Below are 18,841 nucleotides of genomic sequence, written 5' to 3'. Positions count from 1 at the left end.
GCCGTGACCGGGCGGGAGGGGGTAGGAACCCCAGCAAACCTCACGTTTTCCCTGGACGGTGGCCGGAAAATGCCCTCACATGGGGAAGGGACGGACACAATACTGACGGGTCAGTAAGTTTCGGTGCCGTAATCTCCACCGAATCTGTACGTGCCAATTACGGCGGGATGCTCCACGGGCGAGCACGGAGGCGGCCCCGGAACACCCGCCCAGGGCCGCCCTCACCGTCGGTCACCGGCGCACTCCGCTCACCCGCGGGCGGCCACCGCCTCCTCTGTCACCGCGCCCGAAGCCTCCAGCGGTACGGGCCGGTCCAGGCGCAAGAGCAGCAGCACCACCGCGCCCGCGACCGTCCCCGCGAGGCCCACCAGCACCAGCGCACCGTTCAGGCCGGTGGCGAACGCGGCGCGCAGGGTGTGCTCGGAGAAGCCGCCACGCAACCCGTCGGCGCCGCCGCCGGCCAGTGCGTGGGCCGCGCCGCCCGGCAGCGTGCCGGTCATCCGGGAGCTGAGCACGGTACCGAAGACGGCCACCCCGAGCGCGTACCCGAGCTGCCGGACCGTGTTCACCGCCCCGCCCGCCATCCCGGCCCGCTCCGGCGGCACCGCCGCCAGCGCCGCCCCGGCCACCGTCGGCGCGACGAAGCCGGTGCCGACCCCGACCAGCACGAACCCGGGCGCCAGCGCCGTCCAGTCGGAGCCCGCCTCCAGCACCGCCTGGCACAGGGTGCCCGAAGCGACCAGCAGCAGTCCGCCGCCGACGGTCAGCCAGGCGGGCACCCCGTGCAGCCGCTTCCCCACCAGTACCGCCACCACCATCGCGACCGCTGTCATCGGCAGCAGCGTCAGCCCGCCCCGCACCGGTGACATGCCCAGCAGCGTCTGTGTCCAGATCGAGAGGTAAGCGATCCCGCCGAACGCCACCCCGTTGAAGGCGAACGAGCCCAGCATCGCCCCGACGAACGTCGGCCGGCGCAGCAGCGACAGATCCAGCAGCGGATGCGCCACCCGCCGCTCCACCAGCACGAACACCGCCAGCGCCAGTGCGGCCACGGCGAACGACATCAGCGTCGCGGGCGCGCTCCAGCCATCCTCCCCGGCCCGCACCACCGCGTACGTCGCGCCCCCGGCGAACAGGGCGAAGGCGGCCGTCCCCGCCCAGTCGACGCGGATCCCACGCGGGCCGCGCGACTCCGGAACCAGCCGCAGCGTCAGCCACACCGCAACGACGCTCACCGGCAGGTTCACGAAGAAGATCCACCGCCAGCCCGGGCCCTCGGTGATCAGCCCGCCCAGCACCGGCCCGACCGCGGCCGCCCCGCCGCTGACCGCACCCCACACACCGAGTGCCGCGGAGCGCTGCCGCCCCTGGTAGGCCGAGCCCAGCAGGGGAAGGGTCGTCGCGAGCATCGCCGCCCCGCCTATGCCCTGCAGCGCCCGTGCCGCGACCAGCGTCCCCGGGCCCGACGCCAGCCCGCACAGCAGACTCGCCGCCGCGAACAGGACCACACCCACCACATGCACCCGGCGCCGCCCCAGGATGTCTGCGGCGGCACCCACCCCGAGCAGCAGCGCGGCCAGCGCCAGCGCGTACCCGTCCACCACCCACTGCAGATCACCGAGAGAGGCGTGGAGCGAACCCGCCATGTCCGGCAGCGCCACCACCACGATCGTCACGTCCAGCAGCAACATGAACGTGCTCAGGCACACGGCCGTGAGCGTCCCCCATGTACGCATCTCCTCAACTCCCCTGTACGAACGGGCTGCGTATCGCTGCGTACGATGCCCGTCGGCGGCCGATCGGACGTCGGCAAGGGCGATGCTCGACGGAATCCGATGGGGGAGACCATGCTGAAGATGGAATCCGACAAGTTGGACCTGCTGGACCTACGGCTGCTCTCCGCGCTGGAGATCGACGGCCGGGCCCCCTTCAGCCGGATCGCCGCCGTCCTCGGCGTCTCCGACCAGACCGTCGCACGCCGCTACCGGCGCCTGTGTGCCGAGGGCGGCCTCAGGGTCGTCGTCCTCCGGGACGCCGACCGCCTCGGCCAGGACCAGTGGATGCTCCGCCTGCGCTGCGCACCCGACGGCGCCGCCGTCATCGCCGACGCCCTCGCCAAACGCCCCGACACCTATTGGATCGGGCTGGCCTCCGGCGGCACCGAAATCGCCTGCCTGACCCGGCCGCGCAGCCCCGGCGACCACGACGACCTCCTCCTCGGCAAGCTGCCGCGCACCCCGAGCGTCGTCGAGATCCGTGCCCTGCAGCTTCTGCACCGCTTCTACGGCGGCCCGGTCGGCTGGCTGCGCAAGTTCCGGGCGCTCGACGACGCGGAGATCGCCGCCCTGCGCCCCGAGCTGCCCGAGCCCGGTCCGGCCTGCCTCGAGCCCGAGGACGCCCCGCTGCTCGCCGCACTGGAACGCGACGGGCGCGCCACCTACCCAGAACTCCAGCGCGTCACCGGCCGCTCCGAATCCGCCGTCAAACGCCGCCTGTCCGCCCTGATCGCCTCCGGCGCGGTGTACGTCGACGTCGAGTACAACTCCGAGATCCTCGGCTATCCCAAGGCCGCCGTGCTGTGGATCACCACCACGCCGGGCGCCCTGCACTCCGTCGGCCGGACGCTGGCCACCCACGACGAGATCGCCTTCGCCTCCGCCACCGCCGGTCCCTCCCAGATCGCCGTCACCGCCGTCGTCCGCGACACCGCCGGCCTGTACGCCTACCTGAGCGGTCCCCTCGGCCACCTGGACGGCGTCCAGCACGTGGAGGCGACCCCCTTCCTGCGCCGGGTCAAACAACTGACGTACCGCGCAATGCGCTGACCCACCCGGTCCTCCCGGGCGGCCCTGCCGCGGGATGCGGCTGGTGGGGGCGGTGGTCCCGGTCAGTCGCCGCGTCGCCGCAGGTGTTCGCCGCCCGCCGGGATCGGCATGGCCGGGGTGTTCGCGGCGCCGTGCGTCGTGTTCCGGCGCCGGCCGTGGAGGAGGGCGATGTCGATGCGATGGGCTGACTCGCCCGGTCTTCCGGGGGGTTCGGGCGGGCGGCTGAGTCGGGGGACGGGGCCGGTGGGGTGGTCGGCCCGGTCAGTCGCCGCGTCGCCGCAGGCGTTCGCCGCCCGCCAGGATCGCCGCCGCCAGGGCGTTCGCGGCGTCCTCCGCCGCGGCCCGGCGCCGTCCGTGGACGAGGACGAAGTCGACCTTGCCCAGTTCGGGCAGGCCGGCCCGGTCTGGCAGCCGGAACAGGCCGGGCGGGATCAGGCGCCGGGAGTGTGCCATCACGCCGAGGCCGGCGCGGGCCGCCGCGATCAGCCCGCTCAGACTGCCGCTCGTGCACACGATCCGCCAGTCACGGCCCTGCCCCTCCAGGACCTCCAGCGCGCGGGCCCGGGTGATGCCGGGCGGCGGGTACACGATCAGCGGTACGGGCCGGTCGGCGTCCAGGCGCAGCCGATCCGCACCGATCCACACCAGGTCATCGCGCCAGACCAGCTCACCGTGGGGATCCTCCGGGCGCCGCTTGGCCAGCACCAGGTCGAGCTTTCCGGCGGCCAGCCGCTCGTGCAGCGTCCCGGACAGTTCGACCGTCAGCTCCAGGTCGACCTCGGGGTGGTCGTAGCGGAAGCCCTCCAGGATTTCCGGCAGCCGGGTGAGGACGAAGTCCTCCGAGGCGCCGAACCGCAGCCGGCCACGCACGCGCGTGCCGGTGAAGAACGCCGTCGCCTGCTCGTGCACCTCCAGGATCCGGCGGGCGAAGCCCAGCATCGCCTCGCCGTCCTCCGTCAGCTCCACGGAGTGGGTGTCCCGGGAGAACAGCTGTCGGCCGGCCGCGTCCTCCAGCCGCCGCACCTGCTGGCTGACCGTGGACTGGCGCAACCCGAGCCGCCGGGCGGCCTGCGTGAAGCTGAGCGTCTGGGCCACCGCCAGGAACGTGCGCAGCTGCGTAGGGTCGTACACGGCTCCGAGCCTAGTCCGGCGGCCGGCCCCCGTTTATCACGGAACATGATGGCAGTCAGAGTGGTGTGCGCCATTCCCGATCGGCGGGTGCGGGAGGACGATGGAGAGGGGTGCTGCGGGCCCGTGAACCGCAGGACAGCCACTGACACACACAGACACGCACAGCAATCGGAGCATCGTGAAACGCCTGCGCTGGCCGAGTTGGATGCCGATCGACCCGTACATCGTGCTGCTGCTCGGGACGGTGGGCCTCGCGGCGCTGCTCCCGGCCCGGGGCACCGCCGCCGACGTGGCCTCGGGCGCCTCCACGGCCGCGATCGCCTTCCTCTTCTTCCTCTACGGCGCCCGCCTGTCCACCCGGGAGGCACTGGACGGACTCAAGCACTGGCGGCTCCACCTCACGGTGCTGATCTGCACTTTCGTCATCTTCCCGGTGTTCGGGCTCGCCCTGCGCGGTACCGTCCCGGCACTGCTGACCCAGCCCCTCTACCAGGGGCTGCTGTTCCTGACCCTGGTGCCGTCCACGGTCCAGTCGTCCATCGCGTTCACGTCGATCGCTCGCGGAAACGTGCCTGCCGCGATCTGCGCCGGCTCCTTCTCCTCCCTCGCCGGCATCATCCTGACCCCGCTGCTCGCGGCGGCCCTGCTCGGCAACAGCGGGGCCGGGTTCTCCACCGACTCGCTGATGAAGATCGTGCTCCAACTGCTGGTGCCGTTCCTCGCCGGGCAGCTGCTGCGGCGCTGGATCGGCGACTTCGTCGCCCGGCACAAGAAGGTCCTCGGACTGGTCGACCGCGGCTCGATCCTGCTCGTCGTCTACACCGCCTTCAGCGAAGGCATGACCCAGGGCATCTGGCACCAGGTCAGCCCCGTCCGGCTGGCCGCACTGCTCGCCGTCGAGGCCGTGCTGCTGGCCGTGATGCTCGTGCTGACCTGGTACGGCGGCAGGGCGCTCGGCTTCGGCCGGGAGGACCGGATCGCCATCCAGTTCGCCGGGTCGAAGAAGTCCCTCGCCTCGGGACTGCCCATGGCGAGCGTCCTGTTCGGCGCCCACGCCTCCCTGGCCGTGCTGCCGCTGATGCTCTTCCACCAGATGCAGCTGATGGTGTGCGCGGTCATCGCCAAGCGCCGGTCCCGTGATCCTGAGGAAGCCCCGGACGCGGCGGGGGAGTCAACCGCGCACGTGGTCCAGGGGCAGCCACAGAACCGTGTCCTTCGCTGACCGCAGCGCCTCCGGGTCCGAGAGTTCCTCGTCGGTGAGCGCCCGGTCCCACACATGCACCTCGTCGATCGCGCCGGTGAAGAAGGCGCGGCCGTCCATGCGCTGACCGATGTGCACGCCGAAGGGAGAGTTGCGGCTGACGGAACCCGGCAGGTCGGCGACGGAAGACCGCGTGCCGTCGACGGACAACATCAGGCCTCCCGCACGCTCGGCCGTACCCCCGTCGCGACGCAGCACCACGTGATGCCACCGCCCGTCGTTGTACGCGGTATCCGTGCGCACGTACGCGGTCCGCGGAGCCGCCGCCGCGTCACACACGGTGATCAGGCCCTGCACCCGGTTGTTCGCCGGTTCGCCGCGTACCCACACCTGCGGCTGACCGGTGCCGGTCCCGCCCATCGACAGCAGCGGCTGCTCCCCGCTCGTGGCCGTGTACCGGAACCAGAGGGACGCCGTGAAGTCCCGGGTGCCCAGCGGGAGTTCGGCTCGGTACGGCAGGCGTACGGCGTCGTCGGCGCCGTCGAACTCCAGCGCGCCCCCGAAGACCCCGTCCGTCTCCTCGGCGCCGCCGAGCACCGCCGCCGGGCGGGCGTGCGGGGCCAGGTCGGCGGTGGCCGGATCAGGGCCCCGGCGAGGCGTGAGCCAGTCCTCGGTGAAGCGGGCGAAGCGGATCTCGTCGCGCGCGTCCACCGCACCCCCCTCGTACAGCAGGCCCACCGTGCCAGGGTCGACGCGGACCAGGTCGGAATAGCCGGACCAGTCCGTCGTGACGACCGTGCCGCGGTCCGCGCCGTCCCAGGTGCGGCCGCCGTCGTAGGAGGACCGGATCATCATCGTGCGGCGCCGGTCGGGGTCGCCGGGGCAGGCCAGCAACAGACGGTCGCCCAGGCGCAGCAGCGAGCCCTGTACCTGCGGGGCGTACAGATCGGGCAGATCGTGGAACGGGCCGGTGAAGCTGCCGCCGCCGTCACGGCTGACGGCCTGGGTGCGGTGACCGAGGTCGGTGCCGTCCTGCTCTCGGCCGCTGACCAGGAGCGAGCCGTCACCGCGCTCGGCGAGGGCGAGTTCGGACGGCTTCTGCCGGAAGGTGCCGTCGGCGGCGACGGGCCAGGTGTCGGTGGCGCCGATCCGCCAGTGGCCGCCGTGGTCGTCGCTGACGACGAGTGCCGCGTGGTTGGCGGTGACCCGGCCGCCGTCCCAGGTCTCGGTGTTGACCCCGAAGACCAGCCGCCCCGCGTGCCGGCCGCGGGTGAGCCGGATGCCGTGCACGGGTCCGGTCGCGTACCAGGAGTTCCAGTCGGCGGGCAGGATCTCGGGGCTGAGATCGCGCGGCTCGGACCAGGTCAGGCCGTCGTCGTCGCTGTACTGCAGATGCGGGCTGCGGTCGCAGGGGACCGAGCAGCCAGCACTGTCGGTACGGCCCGTGTTGTACGTCTCCGCGAGCCAGACCCGGCCGGTGTCGCGGTCCACGATCGGTGCCGGGTTGCCGTGGGTGTCGCCGGCGCCCTCGTTCACCACCCGCAACGGGCCCCAGGTGCGGCCGCCGTCGGTGGAGCGTTTGAGCACGATGTCGATGTCGGCCGCGTCACCGCAGTTGAGCACCCGTCCCTCGGCGAACGCCAGCAGCGTGCCGTCGACGCTCCGGACGATCGCCGGGATGCGGAAGCAGGCGTAGCCGGGATCCTGGGAGGCCCTGAACAGGACCTGCTGCGCGAACTCGGCCGCTGCGTGCGCTTGCCGGGCCTCGGCCGGCGGAGCGGGAGCCAAGGACACGAGCAGGGCGGTCGCCGTGAGGGCGACGCCGGCGAGTAAGGATCCTGGACGGGCGCGAAGACCTGACGGCACGGTGCGACCTGCCCTTCGTCGGCCGGACATCCGCACATCCGGACATCCCATGTCCAACGTGCGTCTCAACGACGGTAGTTGGGCCCGGGGCGCCCCACAAGAAGCGTGCGGGCACTTACGGGCGCAGGACGACCTTGCCGAGGTTGGCCCGTGTCTCGATCGCCGCGTGCGCCTTCGCCGCGTCCTCCAGGGCGTACTCGCCGTGCACGGCGGGCTTCACGGTGCCTTCGGCGAACATGCGCCACAGTTCCCGCCGCCACTGTTCGTACAGCTCCGGCCGGCCACGGGCGATGAGGGCCATCTGGAAGCCGATCACCGACTTGGCGCCCACCAGCAGGTCGTACGCCTGGATCGTGCCGCCGCCCGAGCTGTAGGCGACCAGACGGCCGTGCGGGGCGAGCGCGGCGAGGGCGGGGGTGAGCAGATCACCGCCGACGGCGTCCAGGACACAGTCGACGGGCTCCCCCCAGCTGCCGTCGCCATAAGGAACACAGTCGTCCGCGCCGAGGGAGCGGACGAAGTCCGCCTTGCCCGGATCAGAGACGGCGCCGACCACCCGGCCCGCCCCCCACGCCCGTGCCAGCTGCACCGCGAGGTGCCCCACACCGCTCGCCGCCGCCGTGACGAGCACCGCCTCGCCCGCCGCGGGCCGCGCCGCGTCCAGCGCCCCGAGCGCCACCAGGCCACCGCGCACCAGCGCGACCGCGTCGACGGCGGTGGCCCCCTCCGGTATCGGCGTGGCCATGGCTTCGTGCAGCAGGGCGTAGTCGGCATAGCCATGGCCGAAGCAGAGCCCGGTGACCCGGTCGCCCGCGCGGAAGCGGGTCACACCCTCGCCGACCGTGACCACCTCACCGGCGATCTCACCGCCCAGCGGAATCGGCTCGGCGGCCGCGGTGACCTTGCGGACGACGGGCAGGGTGACTCCGACCGCCTCGACGCGCACCAGCACGTCGCCGGGGGCGGGTGCGGGTACGGGAGCCTCCTCCAGGAACAGCGGGCCACCCGTGGACTCGTATCGGACACGACGCATGGCAACCTCCAGGCCGGGACACCGGCAAATCGATCGTGGGGATTACCCACGATTTCGTTGGAAGACCCAACGGTAAAGGAGGTTCGTTGGGAAGTCCAACGGTTTCTGGATAGGCTGGCGCCATGTCCGAAGCACCCTTGCCCGCGATCCGTTCCCTCCCCAGCTGGCTCCTGGGCCGGGCCGCCGCACGGGGCCGCTCCCTGGTCGCCGACGCCCTCGCGGTCGAGGGCCTGAAGATGTGGCACCACGTGGTCCTCTCCGCCGTCCGCGACCTCGCCCCGGTCGCCCAGGCCGACCTCGGCCGCAGCGTGGGCCTGGACCCCAAGGACGTCGTGGGCGTCCTGAATGACCTGCAGTCCGCCGGCCTCGTGGTCCGCGCCCCCGACCCCCGGGACCGACGGAAGAACGCCGTGTCCCTCACCGACGAGGGCACCCGCCTGCTGGCCCGCTGCGAACAGGCGGCCCGCGACGCCAACGACGAGCTGCTCGCCCCGCTGTCGGCCGCCGAACGTGCTCAGTTCACGGGCCTGTTGCTGCGGATTTCCGGCACCGACGGCTGACGTACCGTCTACCGTCTACCGTCGCGGACCGCCCCTCGCCCCCTCCGCGGGATCGGGGAAACGCCGGTGACCGGCGAGGAGCCGACAGGCTGGGCTGGGCCGCGCGGCGCAGGGGTGCTCCCCGCCGACGGGGCCCCGCAGCCGGGCCGCGGGGGATGGTCAGCCTGCTGCTGTGCTGCGGCGGGATGGTCAGCCCTGGGCGGCCGCCCGTCGGCGGGGTCCTTCCGCTGTGCTGCGGACGGACGCGTCAGCCCTGGGCGGCCGCCTCCCGCAGGGTGATCCGGTCCTCACCCGCGTACACGTTCATCGAGCTGCCCCGCAGGAAACCCACCAGGGTCAGACCCGTCTCCGCCGCCAGGTCCACCGCCAGCGACGACGGCGCCGACACCGCAGCCAGTACCGGGATGCCGGCCATCACCGCCTTCTGCGCCAGCTCGAACGAGGCCCGGCCCGAGACGAGCAGGATCGTCCGGGACAGCGGCAGGTCCCCGTTCTGCAGCGCCCGCCCGACCAGCTTGTCGACCGCGTTGTGCCGGCCCACGTCCTCCCGTACGTCCAGCAACTCGCCGTCCTCGGTGAACAGGGCCGCCGCGTGCAGTCCACCGGTCCGGTCGAACACCCGCTGGGCCGCCCGCAGCCGCTCCGGCAGGATCGCCAGCAGCTCGGGGGCGACCCGGACCGGCGGAGTGTCGGCGATCGGCCAGCGGGCGGTCGTGCGGACGGCGTCCAGGCTGGCCTTGCCGCACAGCCCGCAGGAGGAGGAGGTGTAGACGTTCCGCTCCAGGGTGAACTCCGGCAGGCTGACGCCGGGCGCGGTCTGCACGTCGACCACGTTGTAGGTGTTCGACCCGTCCGCGGTCGCCCCCGCGCAGTAGACGATGTTCCGCAGATCGGATGCGGTGGCCAGCACGCCTTCGCTCACCAGGAATCCCGCCGCCAGCGCGAAGTCGTCGCCCGGTGTGCGCATGGTGATCGCGAGCGGCTTGCCGTTCAGCCGGATCTCCAGTGGTTCCTCGGCGACGAGCGTGTCCGGCCGGGTGGAGACCGCCCCGTCCCGGATCCGGAGGACCTTGCGTCGTTCCGTGACTCGTCCCATGTCCTGATCAGCCCCGGTTCTGTACGTGCTGGTAGCCGAAACGGCCCTTGCTGCAGAGGTTGCCGTGGGTCACCGGGTTGTCGTGCGGGGAGGTGACCTTGACGATCTCATTGTCCTGCACATGGAGCGTGCGGGCGCAGTCCACCCCGGTGTACGCGCACACCGCAGTCGGCTCCATCTGCCGGGACTCCTCCCAGGTACCCGGCACCGAGGACTGCGACTCTGACGGGGACACTCCGTTCGGTTCGAGGGGTACCGCGGAGGTGGGAGAAGGAGGGCCGGAGAACGGGTCGGCCGAATCGCGGTGACCGGCGAGACGGCGACCGTGGAGACGCCACGGTGCGGGACGAGCGCTCCGAGGGGCTGAGTGAAGCCGACAACTCGGGCGCGGGTTTCCTGTGGCTTCACCTGCCCTCGTACCCGCGAGTCACTGATCAGACTGGTGGATCCGCCACTCAAGGCAACGAGGGGAACCCACGACATGAACGGCTCGCGCATCGTCGCCGTCGGCCATTACCAGCCCGCCAAGGTGCTCACCAACGACGACCTGGCCGGCCTGGTCGACACCAGTGACGAGTGGATCCGCAGCCGGGTGGGCATCCGGACCCGGCACATCGCGGGCCCGGACGAACCGGTCGACGAACTCGCGGCGCACGCCGCCGCCAAGGCCCTCGCCACAGCCGGTCTCACGCCGGGCGACGTCGACTTGGTCCTCGTCGCCACCTCGACCGCGATCGACCGCTCCCCGAACACCGCCGCCCGGGTGGCCGCCCGCCTCGGCATCCCGCAGCCCGCCGCGATGGACGTCAACGTCGTCTGCGCCGGCTTCACCCACGCCCTCGCCACCGCTGACCACGCCGTCCGGGCGGGCGCGGCGACCCGGGCGCTGGTCATCGGCGCGGACAAGATGTCCGAGGTCACCGACTGGAGCGACCGCAGCACCTGCGTCCTGGTCGGCGACGGGGCCGGGGCCGCCGTGGTCGAGGCGTGCGGGCCGGGGCAGGAACCCGGGATCGGGCCGGTGCTGTGGGGATCGGTGCCGGAGATGGGCCACGCGGTGCGCATCGAGGGCACACCGCCCCGGTTCGCCCAGGAGGGGCAGAGCGTCTACCGCTGGGCCACCACCCAGCTGCCGCCCATCGCCCGGCGCGCCTGCGAGAAGGCCGGCATCGCCCCCGCCGACCTCGCCGCGGTCGTCCTGCACCAGGCCAATCTGCGCATCATCGAACCGCTCGCCGGGAAGATCGGCGCGGTCAACGCGGTGATCGCACGCGATGTCACCGAGTCGGGCAACACCTCCGCGGCCAGCATCCCCCTCGCTCTCTCCAAGCTGATCGAGCGGGGCGCCGTGAGCAGCGGGGACGCGGCCCTGTTGTTCGGCTTCGGCGGCAACCTGTCGTACGCCGGGCAGGTCGTCCGGTGCCCGTGAGGCCGTCCCGCGGGTACGCCCGGTCGGCGTGACGCGCTCAGATCCCGCTTCCCCGGCTTCTGTGCCCCGTAGACTGTAGACAAAAGACAATTCACAGTGGGCGCGGGCACTTGCACCGTGTACGCGCTCAGCCCGCTGGACACGGCGGCCGGCTCTGGAGGGGGACCCCGATGCTGTCGACCGGACTGCCGCAGGGGGCCCTGCCCAAGCTGGAACGGCCCGGCCCGTTGCGCGACCGCGTCTACGAGGCACTGCTGGAACTGATCACCACCCGCGCCCTGCAGCCCGGCCAGCACCTCGTCGAGAGCGAACTCGCCGGACATCTGGGTGTCTCCCGACAGCCGGTGCGCGAGGCGCTGCAGCGGCTCAACACCGAGGGATGGGTCGATCTACGGCCCGCCCAGGGGGCCTTCGTGCACGAGCCGACCGCGGAGGAGGCCGACCAGCTCCTGACGGTCCGCACGCTGCTGGAGGCGGAGGCGGCCCGGCTGGCCGCCGCGCACGCGGACAGCATCGGCATCGCCGTCCTCGAGGAGCTGTGCGCCGAGGGCGAGAAGGCGGTGGCGGCCGAGGACGTGGACCGTGCGGAGGCGGACCGTGCGGAGGTGCACCGTGCGGTGGCCCTCAACGCGGCCTTCCACGCCAAGGTGATGGAGTTGGCCGGTAACGCGGTCCTCGCCGAACTGGCCGCCCAGGTCGACCGGCGGGTCCGCTGGTACTACACGCCGGTTGCCCGGCAGCGCGGCCGGCAGTCGTGGATCGAGCACCGTGAACTGATCACCGCGATCGCCGCCCGTGACGAGCAGCGCGCCAGCCACCTGATGCGCGAGCACACCGAGCACACCCGGCGGTCGTACCGCGAGCGCAACGCGGGCTGACGCGACGCCCGCGGGCGCCGGCCGGTTCGCGGCCCCGGTTCACCCATGATTCTTACCTACCGTACGCATGATCTCGCCGACTGTATACAGTCGGCGATCCAGTGACCCGGAGCGTCCGGGCCCCTGCCCGGGGGACGGATACGCAGGTGAAACGCTCTCCGAAACCTTGGTATTGTTGTCTCGTCGCCGCGGGGGAGACCCCGGCCGGGCGACAGACACCTGGTCCGGGTGGCGGAATGGCAGACGCGCTAGCTTGAGGTGCTAGTGCCCTTTATCGGGCGTGGGGGTTCAAGTCCCCCCTCGGACACCAGCAGAGACCCCAGTTGATCTGGGGTTTTTCTGTTTCTCAGTGCCTCCGGTCGCGGATACGGAACTCCTCGGGCAGCTTCAGCCGCGTCCGCAGGGTCCGCCGGCGGGCGGACACCTTCTCCGAGTCCTGGGGGCCTCCGGCCTCGCCCCGGTAGAGCTTGAACCCGTCCCGGGCGAACCCAAGGTCATGATCGACCCAGGTGGAGCCGAGGCGTGCACGCCCAGCGTCCTGCCGCTCCTGCTGCCACTTCAGCAACCCCCTCCCCGAAGGATGTCGGTGTCAAGCTGGATGGTGTCTGCGGGACATGACCGAAGGAGGGGACGTTCGCGGCCCCTCAGTCGATGCAGAACTCGTTGCCCTCGATGTCCAGCATCGGGATGCACGAATCATTGCCGTCGTACAGCGTTTGCACGTGTACCGCCCCGAGCGGGAGCAGCCGTGCGCACTCGGCCTCCAGTGCGGCGAGGCGCTCTTCACCCACGAGTCCGGTGCCGACCCGCACGTCAAGATGCAGCCGGTTCTTGGCGGCCTTCCCTTCGGGGACGCGCTGGAAGTACAGTCGCGGACCCACGCCTGAGGGGTCAATGCAGGCAAACCATGCGTCCTGCTCCTCAGGTGGCTGCGAGCGCTTGAAATCGTCCCACGTGGCAAACCCTTCGGGTGGCGGCGGTATCACATACCCCAACACCTCGCACCAGAAACGGGCGAGGCGCTCAGGTTCTGCGCAGTCGAAGGTGACTTGGAACTTCTTGATCGACATCACCGGGCCACCGTATTGGCGCGTGCTCTTCAGCGAAACCCCCGAGGGTGCCATCGCCGCGCAGGGCGAGCGCCTTTCGCCAGTCCTCTTCCTGAATGGGCGGCCCACCGACAGCTACACCACCACAGGGGGCATGACCTCGAGCTGCCCTGAGCTGGACCGGTTGGACACGTGACCAACGCATGACCAACAGCGGCCAGAAGTCCCTCCTCGGACACCAGTGGGAACCCCATGGCTGCGGCCATGGGGTTCTTCCGTGTTCGCGCTGCGTCCGCTCCGCCCCGCCGATGTCAGTGGTGAACGCTACGGTCTGCGCCGTGAACGCACAGCGGGGCGACGGTGGGCCCGATGAACCTGTCCGCGCCGAGACCGGGACGCACACCGCGAGTCCGGCGGTGGTCCGGCGGGCGGCTCTGGACCATGTGCTGGCCCTCGTCGCGGACGCTCCATGGAGCGGGAGTCTGGTGCTGCGCGGCAGCATGGTCATGCCCGCGTGGGTGGGAGACGCGGCGCGCGAGCCCGCCGACCTCGACTGGGTGGTCCTGGAGGACGCTGTCGGGGTCGATCCGCTGGACCCGTATCCCCACCTCGACCGGCTCGACACCGTGCAGCAGTGGCCCGAGGCCGCCGACGGTGCCGCGCGGTACGAGATGTGGACGTACGAGGAGTTCGACACCGGCGGCCGGCGACCGGTCCTGCCGCCCGAAGGACTGTCCTGGCTGTACGAAACGGATGTCGTGGAGACCAGCGTCCCGTACCTGGACCTGCTCGAACGAGTCGCCGCCCACCCGCAGGCCGCCCCCGGCGTGTTCCTCGACGCACAGAACGCGCGCGTGGACGGCACGTGGACGTACGCGTATTACGCCACACCAGGAGTACGGCTGCTCATCCCCTGGCACGCGGAAGGCCTGCCGCCCGGCGAGGTACGGCTGGACTTCGCCCGGGACGAACGGCTCCCCGAGCCGCCGGTGTGGACGCTGATTCCGCGGGGTGACGGCGGAAGTCCCACGGCGGTACGGACCGCGAGCCGGGACCTGTCCCTGGCGTGGAAGCTGCTGTGGCTGCACACCGACAGCCGGGACGGCGGCCGGGCACAGGGCAAGGACCTGTACGACGCCGTGCTCCTCGCCGAGGCGGAGGGCACGTCGCTGCCGCCCCGCCTGCTGCGCTCCGTGTTCCGTGACACGGCACCCGTGGAGGCGGACGCCCTCCGCCCGACCGTGCCGCTTCACCGGGACGTGGACTGGGCCGGCTTTCAGGAGAGGCATCCCTGGGTGCGGGGGACGGCGCGGGAGTGGGTTCGCCGACTCTCCCGGGTACTGGAGTCGGTTGTCGGCTAGCGGTGGCTCGTCGGTAGCGCCGGTCGCCGGTCCGGTCGCCGGATGGTCGCCGGGTAGCGGTCCGCCGTTGGAACCGTTCGTCGGAACCAGTGGTCGGAACCGGCCGTCGGGGCGCGGCCGTTGTACGCGAAAGCCCGGGAAGAAAATCGGTACTCGTCGCCTGATCCTTTTCCTACACTCGCTCATGCATCGCGCGCCGCACCGACACCACGGTGGCGCGCTTCATGAGCTGTGAGGATCGAGGGGAGCCGGGCCGTGCGTGACCGTACCGCCGTCGTCGTTCCCCCTTCGCGGACCGAGGTGATCCTCGTGTCCTCGTCCGTCCGGTGCCCGCTGCGCGGCCGGCACCGGATGCCCGCGACGCCCCGCTGACACCCCGGCAGTCCGCCCGGCACCCGCCCGGCCACCGCCGCACCCTGTCCACCCGGCGTACGGGACATCGCGCTGCCCTCTTCCAGACCCCTTCCCGAAAGGCACCGGGCCGTGCGCACCGACCTCACCACCCTCACCACCGTCCGCAACCTCGGCATCCTCGCCCACGTCGACGCCGGCAAGACCACCGTCACCGAGCGGATCCTGTATGCGACGGGCACCACCCACAAGCGGGGCGAGGTGCACGACGGCACCACCGTCACCGACTTCGACCCCCAGGAACGCGACCGCGGCATCACGATCTTCGCCGCCGCGGTGAGCTGCGTCTGGGACGGTCACCGCGTCAACCTCATCGACACCCCCGGCCACGTCGACTTCGCCGACGAGGTCGAGCGTTCGCTGCGCGTCCTCGACGGGGCGATCGCCGTGTTCGACGCCGTCGCCGGGGTCGAGCCGCAGAGCGAGTCGGTGTGGCGGCAGGCCGACCGGCACGGTGTACCGAGGATCGCGTTCGTCAACAAGCTGGACCGCGCGGGCGCCGACCTCGACCGGGCCGTCGACTCGATCCGGGAACGGCTGCACCCGGCCCCGCTCGTCGTCCAGCTGCCGATCGGAGCCGAGGACGCCTTCAGGGGAGTGGTCGACCTGGTGCGGATGCGCTCCCTGGTGTGGGCGGACGGTGACGGTACGGCCGTGGACGGGCCGGTGCCGGAGGAGCTGCGGGAGGAGGCGGTACGGCGGCGCAGGGCACTGGAGGAAGCGGTGGCCGAACTGCACCCGGCGGCCCTGGAGGAGTTCTGCGACCGGGAGACGCTCTCCGCCGCCACCCTCGCCGCCACCCTGCGCGACCTCACCCGCAGCGGAGACGGCGTGGTCGTCCTGTGCGGCTCCGCCTACCGCAACCGCGGCATCGAACCGCTGCTGGACGCGGCGGTGGCCTACCTGCCGTCGCCACTCGACGTGCCCGCCGTGCGCGGTGTCCACGAGGGCGCCGAGCAGCCGCGGGCCGCCGATCCCGAAGCGCCGTTCGCCGGGCTCGTGTTCAAGGTGAACGCGAGCGCCACCGGACGACTGACCTATGTGCGTGTCTACTCGGGCACGATCGAGAAAGGGGACACCGTGTGGGACCCGGGCACCGGGCGCACCGAGCGTGTGGCGCGGATCCTGCGCGTCATGGCGGACCGGCACGCCCAGCTCGACCGGGCGGTCGCCGGTGACATCGTCGCGCTCGCGGGCGTGAAGTCGGCCCGGGCCGGGTCTACCTTGTGCGACCCCGCCGCCCCGCTGCTCCTGGAACCGCCGGTGGTCGCCGAGCCCGTGGTGTCCGTGGCGGTCGAGGCGCGGCGCGGTACGGACACCGGCCGGCTCGCGATGGCGCTGGCGCGGCTCGCGGAGGAGGACCCCTCGCTGGTCGTGCGCACCGACGCCGAGACCGGGCAGACCCTGCTGTCCGGGATGGGCGAACTCCATCTGGAGGTCGCGGTGGAGAAGATCCGGCGTGACGGGGGACCGGAGGTCACCGTGGGCCGCCCCAGGGTCGCCTACCGCGAGACCGTCGTCGGCACGGTGAGCGGGTTCGTCTTCCGGCACGTCAAACAGGACGGCGGGGCCGGGCAGTTCGCCCACGTCGTGCTCGATGTGGAACCGCTCGGCCCCGAAGTGGGCGTCACCGGCTTCGAGTTCCGGTCCGCCGTGGTCGGCGGGCGGGTGCCGCAGGAGTACGTGCGCGCGGTCGAGGCCGGGTGCCGCGACGCCCTCGCCGAGGGTCCGCTCCGCGGGCACCCGGTGACCGGCCTGCGGGTCACACTCACCGACGGCTCCACCCATGTGAAGGACTCCTCCGACACGGCCTTCCGCACCGCCGGCCGGCTGGGCCTCCGCGAGGCCCTGCGCCTCTGCGCGACGGCCTTGCTGGAACCGGTCGCCGAAGTCACGGTCACCGTGCCGGAGGACGCGGTCGGTGGGGTCCTCGGGGACCTGGCCGCCCGGCGTGGGCGCGTCGGCGGCTCCGAGTCCTGCGGTGCGGCGGCCGCAGTGACCGCGACCGTGCCGCTGGCGGAACTGTTCGGTTACGCGACCCGGCTGCGCAGCCGCACGCGGGGCCGGGGCACCTTCACGACCCGTCCCGTGGGCTACGGACCGGCACCGACACCGGCCACGGCGTCCGGACCGGTACCGGGCCGGTAGCCGCAGCTCGGTGCCGGTGACGTCAGCGGGGACGCCTGCCGCAGGTCACCGGCACCGCGAGGCACCGCCGGCACCACCGGCACTCGGTGATCGTTTTGCTCCGGCAGGGGACCTTCGGCTGATCCCGGCTGCCGTCCGGTTCCGGGGCTCACGTCCCGAGCCCCGGGACCGGACGGGAAATCACCCGTGCCGGGCGATGTGCTCTCCTCGGTGAACGGATGAGGTGAGGAGACAACCACTGGCGCGCTCAGGGGAAGGCGTGAGGCGGAGATGACCGAGGACACCGGCCCTGTCGGGAACGGACACGGAACGACCGGCCGACGCCGCGATCCGGCACGCCCCGGGTGCGCCACGGCTCGCACCCCGCGGTGCGCAAGCGCTCGCGCGCCGATGCGGACGGGGGTGTGAGCCGTGTGCCGCTGGCTCGCCTACTCGGGAACTCCGGTGGTCCTGGAGGAGGTCCTCTACCGTCCGAAGCACTCGCTGATCGACCAGAGCCTGCATGCGCGGATGGGCGTCGAGACGACCAACGGCGACGGCTTCGGCATCGGCTGGTACGCGGAGTACGCCCGAACCCCGGCCGTGTTCCACGATGTCGGTCCGGCCTGGAGCAACCGCAATCTCCAGGAGATCGCCGGGCACGTCCGTTCCCCGCTGTTCTTCGCGCACGTCCGGGCCTCCACCGGTACGGCGGTGCAGCAGACCAACTGCCATCCGTTCCGGTATGACCGTTGGATGTGGATGCACAACGGCTCGATCGCCGGCTTCAGTGAACTCCGCCGGGATCTGCTCCTCGCCGTCGACCCGCGGCGCTTCGCGTCGATCGAGGGCACCACGGACTCCGAGGTGATGTTCTACCTGGCCCTGACCTTCGGGCTGAACGACGATCCGCCGCGTGCGGTCGCCCGTATGGCCGGGCTCGTCGAGCGGACCGGGAGGGAGCACGGGGTGCCCGCCCCTCTGCAGATGACGATCGCCGTGGCGGACGGGGAACGCGTCCTGGCCTTCAGGTACGCCAGCGAGGGCACGCCAAGGTCCCTGTACTACAGCAGCAGAGTGGAAACCCTGCGGGCGCTGCATCCGGACGCCGCGTTCCTCAAGGACATCTCGGACGACACCCGCCTGGTGGTCTCGGAACCCCTGGGCGATCTGCCCGGCGCGTGGCACGAGGTACCGGCGAACACCTACGGCGTCGTCGAGCCGGGCGGAGATTTCCTGGGGGACTTCCACCCGGAGCCCCCCTGACGGCCCCGGGACGTGAGAACGGCGCACGGGGGAGGCCAAACGTTCCCCGATGGCCCCGGTACGCCACCGAGCCCACCGCAACGGGACGGACCGACCCCGACCCCGATTCCGGCCTCGACTCGTCCCTGAGCCCCGGCCACCGGGCCGGCTCGGCCGGGCCGATCCCGATGCCAACTCTGGCGCCGAGCCCTGGTCGCTGGGCCGGGCCGAGCCGGATGACCGACCTCGACCCGGACCGTGATATCGATCCCGGCCCGTCCTGTCCCGACCCGATTCCGGTCCGACGCCCCGACGGGCCCGCTCGGCCAGGCCAATCCCGATGCCGACTCCGGCCTGGAGCCCTGGTGGCGGGCTCCGGGTCGATCCGGGCGACCGACCCCGACCCGGGCCGTGATTCCGATCCCGACCCGACCCGACCGGCCCGACCTGAGCCCCGGCCACTGGGCCCGCTCGGCCGGGCCAACCCCGATCTCAGCCCTGGCTCCGAGCCCTGGTCACTGGGCCGGGCGGAGCCGGGCGACCGACCCCGACCCGGGCCGTGATTCCGATCCCGACCCGACCCGACCGGCCCGACCTGAGCCCCGGCCACTGGGCCCGCTCGGCCGGGC

General features: G+C 72.1%; 16 protein-coding genes, 1 tRNA gene and 1 pseudogene. 10 read left to right on the top strand and 8 right to left on the bottom strand.

Annotated elements, in window-relative coordinates; translation table 11 throughout:
- Positions 1-248: 248 nt before the first annotated feature.
- On the bottom strand, positions 249-1,736 hold the full coding sequence (locus tag AC07C1_RS26285; protein ID WP_478942797.1) for an MFS transporter: 1,488 nt from the start codon (positions 1,734-1,736) through the stop codon (positions 249-251).
- Positions 1,737-1,847: 111 nt separating this feature from the next.
- Here AC07C1_RS26285 and AC07C1_RS26280 point away from each other — a divergent pair, with 111 nt between their 5' ends.
- Positions 1,848-2,825 carry an Lrp/AsnC family transcriptional regulator gene (locus AC07C1_RS26280; RefSeq protein ID WP_478942795.1) on the top strand — a complete coding sequence of 326 codons (978 nt, stop codon included), beginning with the start codon at positions 1,848-1,850 and terminating at the stop codon, positions 2,823-2,825.
- 261 nt (positions 2,826-3,086) lie between these two features.
- Here the strand turns inward: AC07C1_RS26280 and AC07C1_RS26275 are convergent, their stop codons facing one another.
- Positions 3,087-3,956, bottom strand: coding sequence for a LysR substrate-binding domain-containing protein (locus AC07C1_RS26275; RefSeq protein ID WP_478942793.1), 870 nt, complete (start codon positions 3,954-3,956; stop codon positions 3,087-3,089).
- Between the two features lie 178 nt (positions 3,957-4,134).
- Here AC07C1_RS26275 and AC07C1_RS26270 point away from each other — a divergent pair, with 178 nt between their 5' ends.
- Entirely contained in the window at positions 4,135-5,178 is a 1,044-nt protein-coding gene (locus tag AC07C1_RS26270; RefSeq protein WP_478942791.1) for a bile acid:sodium symporter family protein, read from the top strand.
- On the opposite strand, the gene AC07C1_RS26265 is transcribed toward AC07C1_RS26270, so the two are convergent.
- Complete coding sequence (locus AC07C1_RS26265) at positions 5,128-7,023, bottom strand: exo-alpha-sialidase (protein ID WP_478942789.1); 1,896 nt, start codon at positions 7,021-7,023, stop codon at positions 5,128-5,130. The genes AC07C1_RS26270 and AC07C1_RS26265 overlap by 51 nt on opposite strands.
- A 115-nt stretch (positions 7,024-7,138) precedes the next feature.
- A complete protein-coding gene (locus AC07C1_RS26260) occupies positions 7,139-8,056 on the bottom strand; it encodes a quinone oxidoreductase family protein (RefSeq protein WP_478942787.1) in 918 nt (305 codons plus the stop codon).
- A gap of 122 nt (positions 8,057-8,178) precedes the next feature.
- Between AC07C1_RS26260 and AC07C1_RS26255 the strand changes: the two genes are divergently transcribed.
- Entirely contained in the window at positions 8,179-8,616 is a 438-nt protein-coding gene (locus tag AC07C1_RS26255; RefSeq protein WP_478942785.1) for a MarR family winged helix-turn-helix transcriptional regulator, read from the top strand.
- Positions 8,617-8,863: 247 nt separating this feature from the next.
- Here the strand turns inward: AC07C1_RS26255 and fdhD are convergent, their stop codons facing one another.
- Both fdhD and AC07C1_RS26245 read right to left on the bottom strand, forming a co-directional pair.
- Complete coding sequence (gene fdhD, locus AC07C1_RS26250; protein ID WP_478942783.1) at positions 8,864-9,712, bottom strand: formate dehydrogenase accessory sulfurtransferase FdhD; 849 nt, start codon at positions 9,710-9,712, stop codon at positions 8,864-8,866.
- Positions 9,713-9,719: 7 nt separating this feature from the next.
- Positions 9,720-9,917 (bottom strand): annotated as a pseudogene (locus AC07C1_RS26245) (2Fe-2S iron-sulfur cluster-binding protein); the annotation flags it as partial.
- A gap of 276 nt (positions 9,918-10,193) precedes the next feature.
- Here AC07C1_RS26245 and AC07C1_RS26240 point away from each other — a divergent pair.
- The 3 genes from AC07C1_RS26240 to AC07C1_RS26230 all read left to right on the top strand — a co-directional run bounded on the left by AC07C1_RS26240 (position 10,194) and on the right by AC07C1_RS26230 (position 12,329).
- Positions 10,194-11,141: a beta-ketoacyl-ACP synthase III gene (locus tag AC07C1_RS26240; RefSeq protein WP_478942781.1), complete on the top strand. Its 948-nt coding sequence runs from the start codon at positions 10,194-10,196 to the stop codon at positions 11,139-11,141.
- 170 nt (positions 11,142-11,311) lie between these two features.
- A complete protein-coding gene (locus AC07C1_RS26235; RefSeq protein ID WP_478942779.1) occupies positions 11,312-12,019 on the top strand; it encodes a GntR family transcriptional regulator in 708 nt (235 codons plus the stop codon).
- Positions 12,020-12,241: 222 nt separating this feature from the next.
- A tRNA-Leu gene (locus AC07C1_RS26230) sits at positions 12,242-12,329 on the top strand.
- A gap of 36 nt (positions 12,330-12,365) precedes the next feature.
- Here the strand turns inward: AC07C1_RS26230 and AC07C1_RS26225 are convergent.
- Positions 12,366-12,584 (bottom strand): hypothetical protein, encoded by a 219-nt coding sequence (locus AC07C1_RS26225; RefSeq protein WP_478942778.1) that lies wholly within the window; start codon positions 12,582-12,584, stop codon positions 12,366-12,368.
- A gap of 79 nt (positions 12,585-12,663) precedes the next feature.
- Positions 12,664-13,092: a VOC family protein gene (locus AC07C1_RS26220; protein WP_478942776.1), complete on the bottom strand. Its 429-nt coding sequence runs from the start codon at positions 13,090-13,092 to the stop codon at positions 12,664-12,666.
- Here AC07C1_RS26220 and AC07C1_RS26215 point away from each other — a divergent pair.
- From AC07C1_RS26215 to AC07C1_RS26200, 4 genes are all read left to right on the top strand, one after another.
- A complete protein-coding gene (locus AC07C1_RS26215; RefSeq protein ID WP_478942774.1) occupies positions 13,079-13,264 on the top strand; it encodes a hypothetical protein in 186 nt (61 codons plus the stop codon). The genes AC07C1_RS26220 and AC07C1_RS26215 overlap by 14 nt on opposite strands.
- 142 nt (positions 13,265-13,406) lie before the next feature.
- Positions 13,407-14,429 (top strand): nucleotidyl transferase AbiEii/AbiGii toxin family protein, encoded by a 1,023-nt coding sequence (locus AC07C1_RS26210; protein ID WP_478942772.1) that lies wholly within the window; start codon positions 13,407-13,409, stop codon positions 14,427-14,429.
- Between the two features lie 483 nt (positions 14,430-14,912).
- Complete coding sequence (gene fusA / locus AC07C1_RS26205) at positions 14,913-16,988, top strand: elongation factor G (protein ID WP_478942770.1); 2,076 nt, start codon at positions 14,913-14,915, stop codon at positions 16,986-16,988.
- A 411-nt stretch (positions 16,989-17,399) separates the two neighbouring features.
- Entirely contained in the window at positions 17,400-18,233 is an 834-nt protein-coding gene (locus AC07C1_RS26200) for a class II glutamine amidotransferase (RefSeq protein ID WP_478942768.1), read from the top strand.
- Positions 18,234-18,841 lie beyond the last annotated feature (608 nt).

The organism is Streptomyces sp. NPDC045022 (genome assembly GCF_056432605.1).
The sequence above is the reverse complement of the archived record's forward strand: the minus strand, read 5'-3'. Positions and strand labels throughout refer to the sequence as shown.

Excerpts from the sequence above, each read along its gene's own strand:
- AC07C1_RS26285 (WP_478942797.1), bottom strand. The coding sequence starts at position 1,736 with ATGCGTACATGGGGGACGCTCACGGCCGTGTGCCTGAGCACGTTCATG.
- AC07C1_RS26280 (WP_478942795.1), top strand. The coding sequence starts at position 1,848 with ATGCTGAAGATGGAATCCGACAAGTTGGACCTGCTGGACCTACGGCTG.
- AC07C1_RS26260 (WP_478942787.1), bottom strand. The coding sequence starts at position 8,056 with ATGCGTCGTGTCCGATACGAGTCCACGGGTGGCCCGCTGTTCCTGGAG.
- AC07C1_RS26255 (WP_478942785.1), top strand. The coding sequence starts at position 8,179 with ATGTCCGAAGCACCCTTGCCCGCGATCCGTTCCCTCCCCAGCTGGCTC.
- fdhD (WP_478942783.1), bottom strand. The coding sequence starts at position 9,712 with ATGGGACGAGTCACGGAACGACGCAAGGTCCTCCGGATCCGGGACGGG.
- AC07C1_RS26240 (WP_478942781.1), top strand. The coding sequence starts at position 10,194 with ATGAACGGCTCGCGCATCGTCGCCGTCGGCCATTACCAGCCCGCCAAG.
- AC07C1_RS26235 (WP_478942779.1), top strand. The coding sequence starts at position 11,312 with ATGCTGTCGACCGGACTGCCGCAGGGGGCCCTGCCCAAGCTGGAACGG.